The following is a 15,537-nucleotide window of genomic DNA, read 5'->3' as shown; positions in this document are numbered from 1 at the left end:
GTCCCCACCGGCTTCCACGGCTCCTGGCTCCCCGACACCCCCTGACTCCCAGGGCCCGAGGTCTCCGGTTTCCTCAGGCCCCGGGCGCGGGACGGCGGCCGGACCCCCGCCGGGGGACGGCGCGGCTCAGGCGTTGGGCGGCAGCTCCGTCCCGGCGCCCCGGCGGCGCACCGCGACCAGGTCGGCGCGCGCACCGGACACCGGCGCCGCGTCCGGGACCGGCACGGCGTCCGCGAGGGGGGCCGCGTCCCGGGCGGGGGCGGCCTCGCGGCGGTGCTCGGGCAGCGTGGGCACGTCCGCGCCCTCCACCTCGAAGCCCGCGTCGGCGATCATGTCGAGGTCGGCCTGCCCGGCCTGGCCCTCGCTGGTCAGATAGTCGCCCAGGAAGATCGAGTTGACGATGTGCAGGGCGAGCGGCTGGAGGCTGCGCAGGTGGATCTCGCGGCCGCCCGAGAGCCGCACCTCCACGTCCGGGCAGACGAACCGGACCATCGCCAGGATGCGCAGGCACCGCTGCGGCGTCAGCGCCCACTGCCCGGCGAGCGGCGTGCCCTCGAACGGGATCAGGAAGTTGACCGGGACGGAGTCGACGTCCAGCTCGCGCAGCGCGAACGCGACGTCCACCAGGTCCCCGTCGGTCTCCCCCATGCCCGCGATCAGGCCGGAGCAGGGCGACAGGCCCGCGTCCCGCGACCTGCGGACGGTGTCGGCCCGGTCGCCGAAGTCGTGCGTGGTGCAGATGTCGCCGTACTGCGCCTCGGAGGTGTTGAGGTTGTGGTTGTAGGCGTGGGCGCCCGCGTCGCGGAGCCGCTCGCCCTGCCCGTCGCGCAGCAGGCCGAGGCAGGCGCAGATCTCGACGTCGCCCCGCTCCTTGATCGCGGCGATGGTGTCGGCGACCCGCCGCACGTCCCGGTCGGTCGGCCCGCGCCCGCTGGCGACCAGGCACACCCGCTTGGCGCCCGCGGCCATCCCCGCCGCGGCGGCGTCGGCGGCCTCGCCCGGCTTCAGCCAGGTGTAGGTGAGGATGTCCGCCTTCGATCCGAGCCGTTGCGAGCAGTAGGTGCAGTCCTCGGGGCACAGCCCCGACTTGAGGTTGACGAGGTAGTTCAGCTTGACGCGACGCCCGAACCAGTGGCGCCGCACCCGTCCGGCGGCGGCCACGACGTCGAGCAGGTCGTCGTCGGAGGTCGCCAGCAGCGCCAGCGCCTCGTCCCGCGTCGGCGGCTCGCGCCGCAGTCCCTTGCCGGCCAGCGTCTCAAGAAGGCTCATGGTGTCCGATCCTCGCGGGCCCCGGCCCGTCCGGCCAAGGCGCGGCACGCACAAACCGGTTGATCAGGCTTTGTAGCCGACGACGACCTGCGCCCCACCACGCACTACAGGACCGCCTAGAGTAGATCACATGCGGCATCTCGGCATCCTCGCGCACAGCGTGGAAGGCGCCGCGCTGTGCTTGCGGACCTTCTGCCAGGAGGGCTTCCGCGAGCTCGGGCCGGACGACCACCCCGACGTGACGCTCGACCTCATCGCGATGGCGCGGAGCATGCCCGCGTGGGACGCCGGAGACCACGACGCCATCCGGGCGATCCTCGCCGAGAGCGCCCGGCGGCTCGCGGCGGCGGGCGCCGACTTCTTCGTCTGCCCCGACAACACCGCGCACATGGCGCTCGAACGGCCCGGCGACGACCTCGCCCTGCCCGGCCTGCACATCGCCGAGGTCGTCGCCGGCCAGGCGGCCCGCGAGGGCCGGACGCGGGTCGGCGTCCTCGGCACCCGCTACACCATGGACGGCCCCGTCTACCCCCGCGAGCTGGCCGCCCGCGGCATCGACGCCGAGGTCCCGGACGCCGCCGACCGCGAGACCGTCAACCGGATCATCTTCGAGGAGCTGGTGAACGGCGTGTTCACCGGCGCCTCGCGCCGCGCGTACGTCGAGGTCATCGGCCGGCTCGCCGAACGGGGCTGCGACGCCGTCGCCCTCGTCTGCACCGAGATCCCGCTCCTGGTGACGCCCGAGGCGTCCCCGCTCCCCACCCTGGACTCCACCCGCCTGCTGGCCCGCGCCGCCTTCGAGACGGCCGTGGACGGCCGCGCCCTCCCCGCCTGGCGTGGCGGCCCGCCCGCGCACCGGCCCTGACCGCCCTTCGGGGGCGACGGTTCGGCCGGCGTCGAAGCGAATCGGGCCTACCGTTTCGATCCCGACAGGCGGGAACGTCCCCGTCCGACGTGCGGGGCCGTCCTGCCGGAGATGAGGGAGACCGTCCGATGAACAGCCGGTTCCGGGACCTGCACCACGCGGGACGGCCGCTGCTGCTGCCCAACGCGTGGGACTTCGCGACCGGCGCAGCCCTCGCCAAGGCCGGATTCCCCGCGGTCGGCACCACCAGCCTCGGCGTCGCCGCCGCGGCGGGGAAGCCGGACGCGGCCGGCGGCACCCGCGCCGAGACCCTCGCGCTGGCACGGGCCCTCGCGCGGCTCCCCGTCCCCGTCACCGTCGACATCGAGGGCGGGTTCTCCGAGCGGCCCGAGGACGTCGCAGGCCTCGTCGCCGAGCTGGCCGACCACGGGATCGCCGGGGTCAACCTGGAGGACGGCCGCGCCGACGGGTCGCTCGCGCCGCTCGGCCACCAGGTCGCGGTCGTCCGGGCGGTGAAGGACGCGGCGCCCGGGGTGTTCCTCAACGCCCGCACCGACACGTTCTGGCTGGCCTCAGCCGAGCCCGACCGCGCCGAGACGCTCCGCCGGGTGCGCGCCTACGCGGACGCGGGCGCGGACGGCGTGTTCGTCCCGGCCGTCGCGGACGACGCCGACGTCCGCGCCGTGCTGGACGCGGTCGACGTGCCGCTCAACGTCCTGTTCATGCCGGGCAGGACCGACTACGCGCGGCTCGCCGCGCTCGGCGTCCACCGCGTGAGCACCGGCTCGCTGCTGTTCCGCGAGGCGCTGCGGGCCGCGGTCGCCGCCGCCCTGGACGTCACCGGGGAGGGGGACGGCGCTCCCGTCCCGTCCTACGGCGACGTCCAGGACCTCATCTCGGAGTGACGGTCACGCCCGCCGCAGGCGTTTCGCGAGGGTGGGGAGCAGGCGCAGAGCGTTCCCTCGGTTGACGGCCGCGTGCGCGCGGGCGTCTAGGGAGGGGTCGCAGTCCAGCAGCGCGGTCGTGCGGCGGACCTCCGGGGCGGCGACCTGGGGCCAGTCCGTCCCGAACAGCAGGCGGCCGGACCCGGCGGCGGCCAGCAGCGACGGGGTGGCGTACGGCGAGGCGGGCATGGCGGTGTCGTAGTAGAAGCGCCGCACCGCCCGGCGGAACGCCTCCGGGCTCGGCCCCTCGCCCTGGCGGCCCGCGTGCTCGACCCGCCCGCCCGCGTAGGGCAGGAAGCCGCCCGCGTGCGAGAGGATCACCGAGATCCGGCGGTGGCGGTCCAGAGTGCCCGCCGTGATGAGGCTGAGCGCGGTCCGGGTGGTGTCGAGCATGTAGTCGGCGATCCACTCGTCCACGCCGGGCACGGGACGCGCGTCGGCGAGGCCCGCGGGATGGGTGAACACGACGGCGCTCCGCCGGTCCAGCTCGGCGAACAGCGGCTCGAACGCGGGGTCGCCCAGGTAGCGGCCCTCGGCGTTGGCCATCATCAGGACGCCGTCGGCGCCGAGCTCGTCCAGCGCGTAGGCCGCCTCCTGGATCGCGACGTCGACGTGGAGCAGCGGCAGGTAGGCGAAGAAGCCGAACCGGGTCGGGTGGTCCTTCACCAGCTCGGCCAGCGACTCGTTGAACAGCCGCGTGCCCGACAGCGCGAGGTTCCGGTCGCGGAACGCCTCGGACGGCGCGGGCGAGGAGGCGACCCCGGCCGCGATGCCGTTGGCGTCCATGGTGTCCAGGGTCCTGCCGAGGTCCCAGTTCCCCCAGCGCGGCCCGCCCTCCGGGGGCAGCAGGCCGTGCTCGACGGCCCAGCGGCGCATCGCGGGCGGGAGCGCGTGGTGGTGGGTGTCGATCCTGCCGGTGCGCGGCCCGCCGGCGGCGCGGGCGGGCGCGACCCCGGTGGTGGAGACCGCGGTGGCGGAGACCGTGGCGGCGGCGGTCGCCAGCGCGGCGGTCCGCATCACATGCCGCCTGCTCGGCCCGGTACCCGCGTCGTCGTCCCTTTCGGCGTGCATTGCCTCTCCCCTGATCGTCAGGCCGCCCAAAAGGGAGTATACGAGAAAGTCTTGGCCGAGACCATATCGAGCGGCTCTAAAATACGGGAGTGGACATCGAACCTCCGGGGCGCCCGCCGTCCCCGCTCGGCGACCCGCGGACCGACGACGCCGCGCTGGGCCTGCTGCTCGCCACCGCGCACGACGCGGCCCGGACCGCGCTGAACCTGGAGCTGCGGCCCCTCGGGATCGAGACCCGGCACTTCGGCGTGCTGGCCACGCTGGCCCGGAACGGCCCGACCAGCCAGCGGCGGCTCGGCGCGCTCCTCGACCTCGACAAGTCGGCCGTCGTCCGGATCATGGACGAGCTGGAGCGGCTCGGCCTGGCCGTCCGCAACCGCGCCGCCCACGACCGCCGCGCCTACGCGATCGAGCTGACCGACGAAGGACGCCGCCACGCGCACGCGTCGCAGCGGGCGGCGGGCGCCGTGGGCGCCCGCCTCTTCGGCTGGCTGGCCCCGGACGAGCGCACCCGGCTCGTCACCCTGCTCACCGGCATCGTCGACCATGCACCCGGCGACGACCGAGCCCCTCGATAAACGCCCGCCCGTGGCGGCGTCCGGGGGATCGTCTGGGGTGGTGGTCAGGTTCGGCGGGCGGCCACGGCTCTGCGGTGCGCGTCGACGGCGTCCTGGAGGAGGTCGGCCGAGTCGGCCAGCAGGCCCGCCTCGCGGCGCTTGGCGAGCGCCGCCAGCCGGTGCAGCGGGACGATCGCCTGGAGGAAACCGAGCGGGGTGTTGGAGCGGATCATCGGGATCCGGTCGTGGGAGTCCGACAGGCCGAGGTCCTGGTAGCCCCAGCGGCTCGGGACCTCCCGCAGCATCGACTCGCCCAGGTAGCGGACGGCGCCCTCCACGAACGGGTCGGCGCCCGCGGCGATGACCGAGTCCCAGTCGGGGTGGCGCTCCAGCACCAGCGGCTCCAGCGCGTCCAGGGACGCCGGGGAGAAGTCGAACGGGAAGCCGGCGGGCAGGTACTTCGCCCGCCACGCGGCCAGCGCCTCGCCCATGCCCGCCGTCCACTCGTCGAGGTACGCGCGGGCGGGCGGGGTCATGCGCGCCCGGTCGGCCTGCATGTACCAGTCGAGCGTGCCGGGGTCGGCCGTGGGGGGCTCGCCCGGCGCCGCCTTGACCCGGTCGAGGCCCTCCAGGTCGAGGTCGAACTCGTCGTGCAGGGCCCGCGCCTGCTCGGGCGTCGCGAGGACGTAGACGTCGTCCTCGCCCGGCTCCGCGCCGGGCAGCGCGTAGAACATCCGGGGGTCGCCGCCGCCGGGTTCGAGGTCGTCGATGCACTCCATCACGGTCAGCAGGTCGAGATGGTCGCCGGACTGGTGCTCCACCGCCCACCACAGCGACTCGCCGTCGCGCAGGAAGTGCAGGCTCTCCTCGCCGTCCTCGTCCTCGACCAGTTCCACGTCGCCGACCTCGATGGCGCCGCCGCACGCCGCGGCGCTCTCGATGATCTCGCGGTAGCCGTCCTCAAGATCGTCGGCGTCCCCGGCGTGGGCCCACACGATCAGGCCGCACTCGTCGAGGAAGTCCAGGACGTCGGCCTCCTCCAGTTCGGCGCCGGGGCCGGGCGCGGGCCCGCCGGGCGCCGTCAGCTCCGCCAGCGCGGCGCCCGCCCGCTCCTTGGGCACCATGCCAAGGTCCACCAGCCGGTCCGCGAGGCTCTGGTACGTCGTGTCAGCCATGCCCGGATCATCGCAGCCGCCACCGACGTTCCGTTGCCCGTCGGCGTATTCTTCACCGTCCGGCCAAGCGCGGGTCCGCGGGATCAGTGACCGGTGATCGCGTCGGCCACGCGGGCCAGGACGGACGTCCGGGGCGAGCGGGAGCCGGATTCGCGGGCGTCCGCCGCCTGGTAGAGCGCGTACATGGCCTGGACGCCGAGCCAGCGCAGCGGCTCGGGCTCCCACCGGCGGACGCGGTGGTTCACCCAGGGGAGCGCGGTCAGGTCGGTGTCGTCCCGCAGGACGAGGTCGCGGAGGGTGCGGCCCGCGAGGTTGGCCGTGGCGACGCCGTGGCCGGTGTAGCCGCCCGCGTGGCCGAGACCGGTCGCGCGGTCCAGCGCGACCGTGGCGCACCAGTCGCGGGGCACGCCGAGGACGCCCGACCAGGCGTGCGCGACGCGTCCCTCCTTCGCGGCGGGCGGGAACATCGAGACGAGGGCGGCCCAGAGGGCGTTGACGGTGGCGGGCTGGGTGCGGCCGCCGTCGTCCACGCGCGAGGCGTACCGGTACGGCTTGCCCCGGCCGCCGAACGCGATGCGGTCGTCGGCGGTGCGCTGGGCGTACATGTAGTAGTGGGCCATGTCGCCGAGCAGTTCGCGGCGGTCCCACCCGATCGCCGTCCAGACCGGGGCGGGCAGCGGCGTCGTGACGATCATGGAGCTGTTCATCGGGAGCCAGTCGCGGTGATGGCCCGACAGCGCCGCGGTGAACCCCTCGGTGGCGCGCAGGACGTACTCGGCGGTGACGGCGCCGGACGCGGTGACGGCGGTGGCCTGGACGGCGCCGCGGCGCGGGTCGATCCGCACGACGGGCGTCCGCTCGTAGATCTCCACGCCGAGGCCCCTGACCACCTTGGCCAGGCCCTGGACGAGCGCGGCGGGCTGGACGCGCGCGCAGTGCGGGCTCCAGGCGGCGCCCACCGCGCCCTCGACGCGCAGCCGCTCCTCCCGCTCCTCCGCCGGCAGGCACATCAGGTCGCCCCGCGCCCAGCCCCACGAGCGCGACTCCTCCACCAGCGCGTGGAGCCGGGCGAGCTGGGCGGCGTTGCGGGCGACGTGCAGCACCCCGCCCTTGACCACTCCGGCGTCGATGCCCTCCGCCTCGGCGACCCGGACGACCTCGTCCACCGCGCCGAACATCGCGTACTGCAGGGCGATGGCGGCGGGACGGCCGTGGCACGCGGCGTAGCGCTCCAGCGAACCGGCGATCTCCCCCAGCACCCACCCGCCGTTGCGCCCGGACGCGCCGAACCCGGCGAACTCGCGCTCCAGCACGACGATCCGCAGGTCGGGCCGCGCGCGCTTGAGGTAGTAGGCCGTCCAGAGCCCGGTGTAGCCGGCGCCGACGACGCACACGTCCGCGGTGCGCGGGCCCGGCAGGCGCGGTCCGGGGGCGGGGCGCCCGGACGCCCGGTACCAGTACGAGACACCGCCGTTGGCGAAGCCGGGGGCGAGCGGGGCCCGGCGGAGGGGAGCGCTCATGGATCCATACTGCTGTATTCGAAGCTTCGTACGGTAGAGGGCGACGGATTCTATGGGACGGCATCGACGGCACGACGGGATCCGAGCCACCGGGCGCGGTCGGCCGCGTAGTAGGACGCGCCGTCCGGGCCGTCCGGGCCGGGGCGCCACGGCCGCATCCCGAGCCGCTCGGCGATCTCGGCGGACGAGGCGTTGCCCGCGTCGATCTCCGCGGTGACCCGGTGCAGCCCGACCACGCCGAACGCGTAGTCGAGCACCGCGCGGGACGCCTCGGCGGCCAGACCCAGGCCCCACCGGTCCGGCTCCAGGCTGTAGAGGATCTCCACGTCCACGCCGCGCCCGTCCGGGCCGCCGAGTCCGTCCGGGCCGCCGCGACCGCCCGGGCCGCCGTGGCGGCGCAGGCCGACCACGCCGACCAGCGAGGCGCCGGACATGGCCAGGTCGACCGCCCGGTCGAGCGCGGCGCCGGCGGGGCCGCCGCGCCGGACGGCCCGCAGCGCCCACAGCCCGTAGCCCTCGGTCGCGAAGTCCCGCTGGCTCGCCGCGATGATCTCGGTCACCTGGACGGGCGAGACGATCCGGTCGTCGAAGAGGTGGCGCCGGACGAGCGGGCCCGTCCAGTGCGTCAGCAGCGCGCGGTGGTCGCTCATGCTCACCGGGTGCAGCGCGAGCCGCCCGGTCCGCAGCACCTCAGTCATGACCCTCCTCCGGTGGCCACTCCGGCGCGGGCTCGCCGTCCGGCACGCCCACCCGGAACACCCGCAGTTGCAGCGCCAGCGCCCAGTAGTAGCCGACGAGCGTCACCAGCTCGACGACGGCGGCCCGGCCGAGCGTCGCCACCGCCTCGGTGAACACCGCGTCGCCCAGGTCGCGCTCGGCGGCCAGCTGCCGCGTCGCCTCGTACACCACGCGCTCGCGCACGTCGCCGAACATGGGCGCGCGGCCCTCGCGCAGCGCGTCCACCTCGTCCTTGTCCAGCCCGGCGCGCCGCCCGGTCCGCTCGTGCGCGTACCACTCGAAGTCCGAGCGCAGGCGCGCCGCGACGACCAGCGTGGCGATCTCCCGCTCGCGCTTGGTGAACGCGGTGCGAAAGCGCAGCGCGGCGCCGAGGTCCTGGAGGGGCATGCCGACGGACGGGCTGTAGAGCATGGCGTTGAACGGGCCGAGGAGCCGTCCGGCGTCGTCGACGAACCGGAAGGCGGGCCCGTTCGCCGCCGGGTCGGGAGGGTCGTCCTCGCGGGAGGTGAACGCCCGGCCGCCGCGCGGGCCGCCCGTCACCGCCTCGTACACCGCCCGCTGCTCGTCGCCGAGCGAGCCGGGGAACAGCAGGGGCAGGCGCGTCGCGAACGGCTCGCGCCTCGGTCGATCATTGACGTGCTCACCGCTCACGGGGTCGATCACTTACCGCACGCTAGGCCGTCGCGGCGGCCCTCTCAACCCCCCGTCCGAAATGTGAAACCCCGCGCACATGATGACGTAGCGATTGCGTGACAGGCGCGGCCGGGCGCGGCGCGGAACCGAGCCGGTGGCGAACGGCGCCCCGGCGGGCGCTTCCGCCCTGGCAGGATGGCCCGGTGACCGGCATCTACGACGACCCCTGGGCGTACGAGCTGGCGTGCTCGTTCCGCGACGTGCCCGCCGAGGTGGAGGTGCTGCTCGCCTGGTGCGCCCAGCACCGTCCCGGCGCGGCGCCCGTCCGGACGGCGCTGGAGCTGGCGGCGGGGCCCGCCGAGCACGCCCGCGAGCTGGCGCGGCGCGGGCTGGCCGCGACCGCGCTCGACATGCACCCGGCCATGTGCGCCTACGCCGCCCGCGAGGCCGAGCGGGCGGGGGTCGCGGTCGAGGTCGTCCAGGACGACATGACCCGGTTCGCGCTCGGCCGCCGGTTCGACCTGATCCTGACGATGCTCGACTCCACGTCGCACCTGATGACGCTGGACGCGTTCGTCGCGCACCTGCGCCGGGTGGCCGGGCACCTGGCGCCGGACGGCCTCTACGTCGTGGAGATGTCGCACCCCCGCGACCGGCTGGGCGACGAGCCGAGCGTCAGCACCGGCTGGACGGTCGAGCGCGGCGGCGTCCGGGCCACCGTGCGCTGGGGCGAGCCCGCCGACCTCCTCGACCCCGTGACCCAGATCGCCGACGACCACGTCACCATGACCATCGGCGGGGACGTCACGCGGGTGATCCGCGACGTCGTCCCCTACCGGTTCTGGACGGCGACCGAGGTCGACGCCGCCATCCGCCTCGCGGGCGGGCTCGGTGTCGCGGCCCGCTACGGCGACTTCGGGGCCGGCGGGGCCGCGGTGGGCCTCGCCGACCCCGCCGCCTGGCGGATGATCACCCTGCTGCGGCCGGCCTGATCAGGGCGCGGGCGCCCAGCCCGGCATCGGGTAGGAGGCGAGCAGCTCGCGGATCTCGCCCGCGACCCGCTCCTCGACCGTCCCGTCCCCGCTCGCGGCCGCCTGGACGACCTCGTCGATCCAGGCCGCGATCTGCGGCATCCGCTCCTCGGTCAGCCCGCGGGTGGTGATCGCGGCGGTGCCGAGCCGCAGGCCGGACGGGTCGAACGGCTTGCGGGGGTCGAACGGCACGGCGTTGTGGTTCAGCTCGACGCCCGCGCGGTCGAGGGCCTGCGCGGCGGGCTTGCCCGCCACGCCCTTGTTCGTGAGGTCGATCAGGATGAGGTGGTTGTCGGTGCCGCCGGAGATCAGGTCGTAGCCGCGCTCCAGCAGCGCGGCGGCCAGGGCCCGGGCGTTCGCGACGATCTGCCGGACGTACCCGGCGAACCCGGGCAGCGCCGCCTCCCGCAGCGACACCGCGATCGCGGCGGTCGTGTGGTTGTGCGGGCCGCCCTGGAGGCCGGGGAAGACCGCCTTGTCGACCGCCGCGGCGTGCTCGGCCGTCGACATGATCATCGCGCCGCGCGGGCCGCGCAGCGTCTTGTGCGTGGTGGTGGAGATCACGTCGGCGTGGCCTGCCGGGGACGGGTGCGCGCCGCCCGCGACCAGGCCCGCGATGTGGGCGATATCGGCCGCCAGCACGGCCCCGGTCTCGCGGGCGATCTCGGCGAAGGCCGGGAAGTCGATCGTGCGCGGGATCGCGGTGCCCCCGCACCAGATGAGCTTCGGCCGCTCCTTCAGCGCCAGGTCGCGCACCTCGTCCATGTCGACCCGCCCGGTGTCGGCGCGCACCTCGTACCGGACGGGGCTGAACCACTTCCCGGTGGCCGACACCGACCAGCCGTGCGTGAGGTGGCCGCCCATCGGCAGCGACAGCCCCATCACCCGGTCGCCCGGCTCCAGGAACGCCATGTAGACGGCGAGGTTGGCGGGCGAGCCCGAGTAGGGCTGGACGTTGGCGTGCTCGACGCCGAACAGCGCCCGGGCCCGCTCGGCGGCCAGCCGCTCGACCGGGTCGATGTTCTGCTGGCCCTCGTAGTAGCGGCGGCCCGCGTAGCCCTCGGAGTACTTGTTGGTCAGGACCGAGCCGGTGGCCTCCAGCACGGCGGGCGAGACATAGTTCTCCGAGGCGATGAGCCTGATCTTCTCGAACTGGCGGCGGGCCTCGGCCTCGACCAGCCCGGCGATCTCGGGGTCCCCGGCCTGGAGATGGGGGACGGCGGGTTCATGCATGGCGGCCTCCGCGCTGCTCGCGCCGGGGGGCTCGTCGCGGGCGCCCCGGCGAAGGGGGCCCGTACACCCAGGCGCGCGGTGTGCGGACTGCTCTCGCTCCCCGGTGGTCGTCTCCACCTTGACTGCGCCAGTCGCGTTGCGGCCATCATAGCCGCGCCCAGGGGGCATCAAAGGGTATCCGACGACAGGGACACGGCGGGCACGCAAAAGCGCATGGCCCCGCTCGGGGGCCATGCGCGTGATGCGGGACGGGCCTAGTTGCGGCCCGCGGCCTCCAGGGCCCTCTTCACGGCGGCGCGCTTCTGGCGGAGCTTGGAGAGCGCCTCCTCAAGGATGGCCTCGCCGTCCTCGTCGCTGCGCCGCTCCTTCACGTAGGCCAGGTGCGTCTTGTACGGCTCGGTCTTCGGCGGAGCCGGCGGGTTGTCCGAGTCCTGACCGGCCGGGAACCCGCAGCGCGGGCAGTCCCACGTCTCGGGCACCGCGACGTCGGTCGCGAAGCTGGGGCGGGTCTCGTGCCGGTTGGCGCAGTAGAAGGTCACCCAGACGCGGGGCGCGGCGTCACCGCGCTCCGCCTCTCCCATCGGACCGGCCCCGACGCGGCTGCCCCGAATCGCGTTGCCACTACCCACGGAGTACTCCTCGCTTAGTGTGCCGACGCCGCCCGTGACCTCCGAGGGCGGCGCGGCGCTCGTACGTATGAAACGGGCTGCTCAGCCGACGCCCTTGTGCTTGAACAGCAGTCCGAGCACGACGATCGAGGCGAACCAGATCACGCCGACCCCGACGGTCAGCCGGTCGAGGTTGCGCTCCACGACCGAGGAACCGCCCAGGGACGAGTTGATCCCGCCGCCGAACATGTCGGACAGGCCGCCGCCCTTGCCCTTGTGCATCAGGACGAGGACCACCATCAGCAGGCTCGTGACGATGAGCACGATGGACGATGCGATGATCACAGTTCAGCGCCTTCTCTGGATCCACCCCCGCGGGAGGCGGGGCATGTTCGTTAGGACGGAGGGTCGAGCCGAGCGGTTTACCCGTCAGCTACGAAGGGTACGACGAACTCTCCGCTGGTTCGGCAAGAACCCCCATGTCACGCAGAATTGATCAGTTTTCCTCAGACGGGGAGATCCCTGTACCGGCAGATCTTGACGAACTCACCCGGGTCGAGGCTGGCACCACCGACCAAGGCGCCGTCCACGTCGTCCTCGGCCATGATCCCGGCGATGTTGCTCCCCTTGACCGAGCCGCCGTACAGGATACGCGTCTGGTCGGCCACTCCGCCGTCGTACAGCTCGGCGAGCCGCGTCCTGATGGCCGCGCAGACCTCCTGCGCGTCCTTCGGGGTGGCGACCTCGCCGGTGCCGATCGCCCAGACCGGCTCGTAGGCGATCACGGTGCGCCGGACCTGCTCGGCCGGGATCTTCGCCAGGGCGCCGTCGAGCTGGGCCAGGACGTGCGGGACGTGCTCGCCGGCCTTGCGGACCTCCAGGCCCTCTCCCACGCACAGGATGGGGCTGAGGTCGGCCGCGAGGGCCGCCCTGGCCTTGGCGTTGACGAGCGCGTCGTCCTCGGCGTGGTACTGCCGCCGCTCGGAGTGCCCGACGATCGCGTAGGAGCAGCCCAGCTTGGCGAGCATCGACGCGGCGATCTCGCCGGTGTAGGCGCCGGAGGCGTGCGGCGAGACGTCCTGCGCGCCGTACTGGATCGCGTAGCGGTCGGCCTCGATCAGCGTCTGCACCGAGCGCAGGTCGGTGAACGGCGGCACCACCACGACGTCCACGGCGGCGTGGTCGGCGTCCTTGAGCGCGAACGCCATCTTCTGGACGAGCAGGATCGCGTCCAGATGGTTCTTGTTCATCTTCCAGTTCCCGGCCATCAGCGGCTTGCGGGAAGGGGTGGCGGGGGCCATCGGTCAGTCCTCCAGGGCCTGCAGGCCGGGCAGCGTCTTGCCTTCGAGGTATTCGAGGCTGGCGCCGCCGCCTGTCGAGATGTGATCGAAAGAACCGTGCTTCAAGCCGAGGCCGCGGACGGCCGCCGCGGAGTCGCCGCCGCCGACCACGGTGAACGCGCCCGAGTCGATGAGGCCTTGGGCGACGGCGCGGGTGCCACCGGCGTAGGGCTCCATCTCGAACACGCCCATGGGGCCGTTCCAGAACACCGTCCGGGCGTCGGCGAGGCGGGCGGCGAACAGCTTGCCGGACTCGGGGCCGATGTCGAGCCCGAGCCGGTCGGCGGGGATCGCCTCGGCGGCGACCACGTCGTGGTCGGCGTCGGCGGCGAAGTCGGTGGCCGCGACGATGTCGACCGGCAGCACGAACTCCACGCCCGCCTCCTCGGCGCGGCGCAGGTAGGCGCGGACGGTGCCGAGCTGGTCCTCCTCCAGCAGGCTCCTGCCGACCTCGTGGCCCTGGGCCTTGAGGAAGGTGAAGACCATGCCGCCGCCGATCAGGATGCGGTCGGCCTTGCCGAGCAGGTTGTCGATCACGCCGAGCTTGTCGGAGACCTTGGAGCCGCCGAGGACGACCGCGTAGGGCCGCTCGACCTCCTCGGTGAGCCTCTTGAGCACCGCGACCTCGGCGGCGATGAGGCCGCCCGCCGCGTGCGGGAGCCGCCGCGGCACGTCGTACACGCTGGCGTGCCTGCGGTGGACGGCGCCGAACCCGTCCCCGACGTAGAGGTCGGCGAGGGCGGCGAGGCGATCGGCGAACGCGCCGCGCTCGGCGGCGTCCTTGCTGGTCTCGCCCGGCTCGAAGCGCAGGTTCTCCAGCAGCGCGACATCGCCGTCGGCGAGGCCGTCCACGGTCGCGCGGGCCGAGTCGCCGACGACGTCGGCGGCGGCCGCGACGCCGGTGCCCAGCAGCTCACCGAGCCGCTCCGCGACCGGAGCCAGCGAGAACTCGGGCTTGACCTCACCCTTGGGACGGCCCAGGTGCGCGCAGACGATGACCTTGGCGCCCCTGGCCCGCAGCGCCTCGATCGTCGGCAGGCTCGCCCGGATCCGCCCGTCGTCGGTGATCCGGCGCGTCATCGTGGGGGGACGACCCCCCACACCCCCCGGAACCGCTTCGGCGTCCAGCGGCACGTTCAGGTCCGAGCGTACGAGCACCCGCTTGCCGGCGACGTCGAGGTCGTCAATGGTGCGCATCGGGATGCGATGTCCTTCCGGAGACGGTCGCGCCGTGGCCGCGCGAGCGCACGGCCACGGCGCGGCCAGAGGATCAGAGCTGCGAGCCGACGAACGTCACCAGGTCGGCGAGGCGGTTGGAGTAGCCCCACTCGTTGTCGTACCAGCCGACGACCTTGACCTGGTCGCCGATGACCTTCGTCAGCCCGGAGTCGAAGATGCACGAGGCCGGGTCGGTGACGATGTCGCTGGAGACGATCGGGTCGGCGGTGTAGGTCAGGTAGCCCTTCAGCGCGCCCTCGGCGGCGGCCTTGAACGCGGCGTTGACCTCGTCCACGGTCACGTCGCGGGACAGGGTCGCGGTCAGGTCGGTGGCCGAGCCGGTCGGCACCGGGACGCGCAGCGCGTAGCCGTCGAGCTTGCCCTTCAGCTCGGGCAGCACCAGGCCGATGGCCTTGGCGGCGCCGGTCGAGGTCGGCACGACGTTCAGGGCGGCGGCGCGGGCGCGCCGCAGGTCCTTGTGCGGGGCGTCCTGGAGGTTCTGGTCCTGCGTGTAGGCGTGGATCGTCGTCATCAGGCCCTTCTCGATGACGAAGTTGTCGTGCAGGACCTTCGCCAGCGGGGCCAGGCAGTTGGTGGTGCAGGAGGCGTTGGAGATGACCGTGTGGGCGGCCGGGTCGTAGGTGTCCTCGTTGGCGCCGAGGACGATGGTGACGTCCTCGTTCTTGGCGGGCGCCGAGATGATCACCTTCTTGGCGCCGTTGTCGGCGTGCACCCTGGCCTTGGTGGCGTCGGTGAAGAAGCCGGTGGACTCCACGACCACGTCCACGCCCAGCTCGCCCCACTTGAGGTTGGCCGGGTCGCGCTCCTCGAACGCCTTGATGGCCTTGCCGCCCACGACGATCTCGTCGGCGGTGGCCCGCACCTCCTCGGACAGGCGCCCGAGGATGCTGTCGTACTTGAGGAGCTGAGCGAGGGTGGCGTTGTCGGTCAGGTCGTTGACCGCCACGATCTCGATGTCGGCTCCGCTCGCCTTCACGGCGCGGTAGAAGTTGCGGCCGATCCGGCCGAACCCGTTGATGCCTACTCGGATGGTCACGGAACGGCTCTCCTCATACGTCGTCTCGCCCGGCGCGACCGGGCCCGTCTTCAGCATGGAACCGGGGTCTTCCCCCTCCCTCGACCCTATCCAATGACCCGTGGGTAGCCCGACACCGGTCGCGTGGGAAATCGCGGGTGAGGCCCGCTCCCCCGCGCGGGACACTCGGGGCTTCGTGCCCGGTCAGCGGGCGTCGGCGGGCGTCAGCGGCGGAATTGCCGCCTGTCGACGACCTTGCCCTCCGGGTCCAGGAAGGTGACCACTCCGCTGATCGGGGC

At 73.8% G+C, this 15,537-nt stretch carries 16 protein-coding genes and 1 riboswitch; of the genes, 4 read left to right on the top strand and 12 right to left on the bottom strand.

The window, feature by feature from the left end; translation table 11 throughout:
• Positions 1-126: 126 nt before the first annotated feature.
• The gene (gene bioB, locus E1298_RS31385) at positions 127-1,269 is read right to left on the bottom strand and encodes a biotin synthase BioB (protein WP_131899695.1); all 1,143 of its coding nucleotides are present in this window, start codon (positions 1,267-1,269) and stop codon (positions 127-129) included.
• Positions 1,270-1,399: 130 nt separating this feature from the next.
• Here bioB and E1298_RS31380 point away from each other — a divergent pair, with 130 nt between their 5' ends.
• A complete protein-coding gene (locus E1298_RS31380) occupies positions 1,400-2,134 on the top strand; it encodes an aspartate/glutamate racemase family protein (protein ID WP_131899693.1) in 735 nt (244 codons plus the stop codon).
• A gap of 128 nt (positions 2,135-2,262) precedes the next feature.
• Positions 2,263-3,039, top strand: a complete 777-nt coding sequence (locus E1298_RS31375; protein ID WP_131899691.1) for an isocitrate lyase/PEP mutase family protein — start codon at positions 2,263-2,265, stop codon at positions 3,037-3,039.
• 3 nt (positions 3,040-3,042) lie between these two features.
• Here the strand turns inward: E1298_RS31375 and E1298_RS31370 are convergent, their stop codons facing one another.
• Complete coding sequence (locus tag E1298_RS31370) at positions 3,043-4,149, bottom strand: amidohydrolase family protein (RefSeq protein WP_165975766.1); 1,107 nt, start codon at positions 4,147-4,149, stop codon at positions 3,043-3,045.
• An 89-nt stretch (positions 4,150-4,238) separates the two neighbouring features.
• On the opposite strand from E1298_RS31370, the gene E1298_RS31365 reads away from it, so the two are divergent.
• Positions 4,239-4,727, top strand: coding sequence for a MarR family winged helix-turn-helix transcriptional regulator (locus tag E1298_RS31365; protein ID WP_207944941.1), 489 nt, complete (start codon positions 4,239-4,241; stop codon positions 4,725-4,727).
• 44 nt (positions 4,728-4,771) lie between these two features.
• On the opposite strand, the gene E1298_RS31360 is transcribed toward E1298_RS31365, so the two are convergent.
• From E1298_RS31360 to E1298_RS31345, 4 genes are all read right to left on the bottom strand, one after another.
• Positions 4,772-5,881 (bottom strand): hypothetical protein, encoded by a 1,110-nt coding sequence (locus tag E1298_RS31360; protein WP_131899687.1) that lies wholly within the window; start codon positions 5,879-5,881, stop codon positions 4,772-4,774.
• 83 nt (positions 5,882-5,964) lie between these two features.
• Positions 5,965-7,401, bottom strand: a complete 1,437-nt coding sequence (locus E1298_RS31355; protein ID WP_131899685.1) for an NAD(P)/FAD-dependent oxidoreductase — start codon at positions 7,399-7,401, stop codon at positions 5,965-5,967.
• 50 nt (positions 7,402-7,451) lie between these two features.
• On the bottom strand, positions 7,452-8,099 hold the full coding sequence (locus E1298_RS31350) for a GNAT family N-acetyltransferase (protein ID WP_131899683.1): 648 nt from the start codon (positions 8,097-8,099) through the stop codon (positions 7,452-7,454).
• On the bottom strand, positions 8,092-8,802 hold the full coding sequence (locus E1298_RS31345) for a carboxymuconolactone decarboxylase family protein (protein ID WP_131899681.1): 711 nt from the start codon (positions 8,800-8,802) through the stop codon (positions 8,092-8,094). Before E1298_RS31345 ends, E1298_RS31350 begins: the two co-directional genes overlap by 8 nt.
• A 173-nt stretch (positions 8,803-8,975) precedes the next feature.
• Here E1298_RS31345 and E1298_RS31340 point away from each other — a divergent pair, with 173 nt between their 5' ends.
• Positions 8,976-9,764: a class I SAM-dependent methyltransferase gene (locus tag E1298_RS31340; protein WP_131899679.1), complete on the top strand. Its 789-nt coding sequence runs from the start codon at positions 8,976-8,978 to the stop codon at positions 9,762-9,764.
• Here the strand turns inward: E1298_RS31340 and E1298_RS31335 are convergent, their stop codons facing one another.
• The 6 genes from E1298_RS31335 to gap form a co-directional block, all read right to left on the bottom strand.
• The gene (locus E1298_RS31335) at positions 9,765-11,036 is read right to left on the bottom strand and encodes a serine hydroxymethyltransferase (RefSeq protein ID WP_131899677.1); all 1,272 of its coding nucleotides are present in this window, start codon (positions 11,034-11,036) and stop codon (positions 9,765-9,767) included.
• 58 nt (positions 11,037-11,094) lie between these two features.
• Positions 11,095-11,181, bottom strand: a riboswitch (ZMP/ZTP riboswitch).
• A gap of 109 nt (positions 11,182-11,290) precedes the next feature.
• On the bottom strand, positions 11,291-11,665 hold the full coding sequence (locus E1298_RS31330) for an RNA polymerase-binding protein RbpA (RefSeq protein ID WP_131899675.1): 375 nt from the start codon (positions 11,663-11,665) through the stop codon (positions 11,291-11,293).
• An 81-nt stretch (positions 11,666-11,746) separates the two neighbouring features.
• Positions 11,747-11,989, bottom strand: a complete 243-nt coding sequence (secG, locus tag E1298_RS31325) for a preprotein translocase subunit SecG (protein ID WP_131899673.1) — start codon at positions 11,987-11,989, stop codon at positions 11,747-11,749.
• A 161-nt stretch (positions 11,990-12,150) separates the two neighbouring features.
• On the bottom strand, positions 12,151-12,945 hold the full coding sequence (tpiA, locus tag E1298_RS31320) for a triose-phosphate isomerase (protein WP_131899671.1): 795 nt from the start codon (positions 12,943-12,945) through the stop codon (positions 12,151-12,153).
• A 3-nt stretch (positions 12,946-12,948) separates the two neighbouring features.
• On the bottom strand, positions 12,949-14,181 hold the full coding sequence (locus E1298_RS31315; RefSeq protein WP_131899669.1) for a phosphoglycerate kinase: 1,233 nt from the start codon (positions 14,179-14,181) through the stop codon (positions 12,949-12,951).
• Positions 14,182-14,254: 73 nt separating this feature from the next.
• Positions 14,255-15,259: a type I glyceraldehyde-3-phosphate dehydrogenase gene (gene gap, locus E1298_RS31310; protein WP_131899667.1), complete on the bottom strand. Its 1,005-nt coding sequence runs from the start codon at positions 15,257-15,259 to the stop codon at positions 14,255-14,257.
• Between the last annotated feature and the right edge of the window lie 278 nt (positions 15,260-15,537).

The sequence above is a fragment of the Actinomadura rubrisoli genome (genome assembly GCF_004349215.1).
In the GTDB taxonomy this organism is placed as follows: Bacteria; Actinomycetota; Actinomycetes; order Streptosporangiales; family Streptosporangiaceae; genus Spirillospora; species Spirillospora rubrisoli.
Note: the sequence above shows the minus strand (reverse complement) of the source record. Positions and strands in the feature narration are given on the sequence as shown.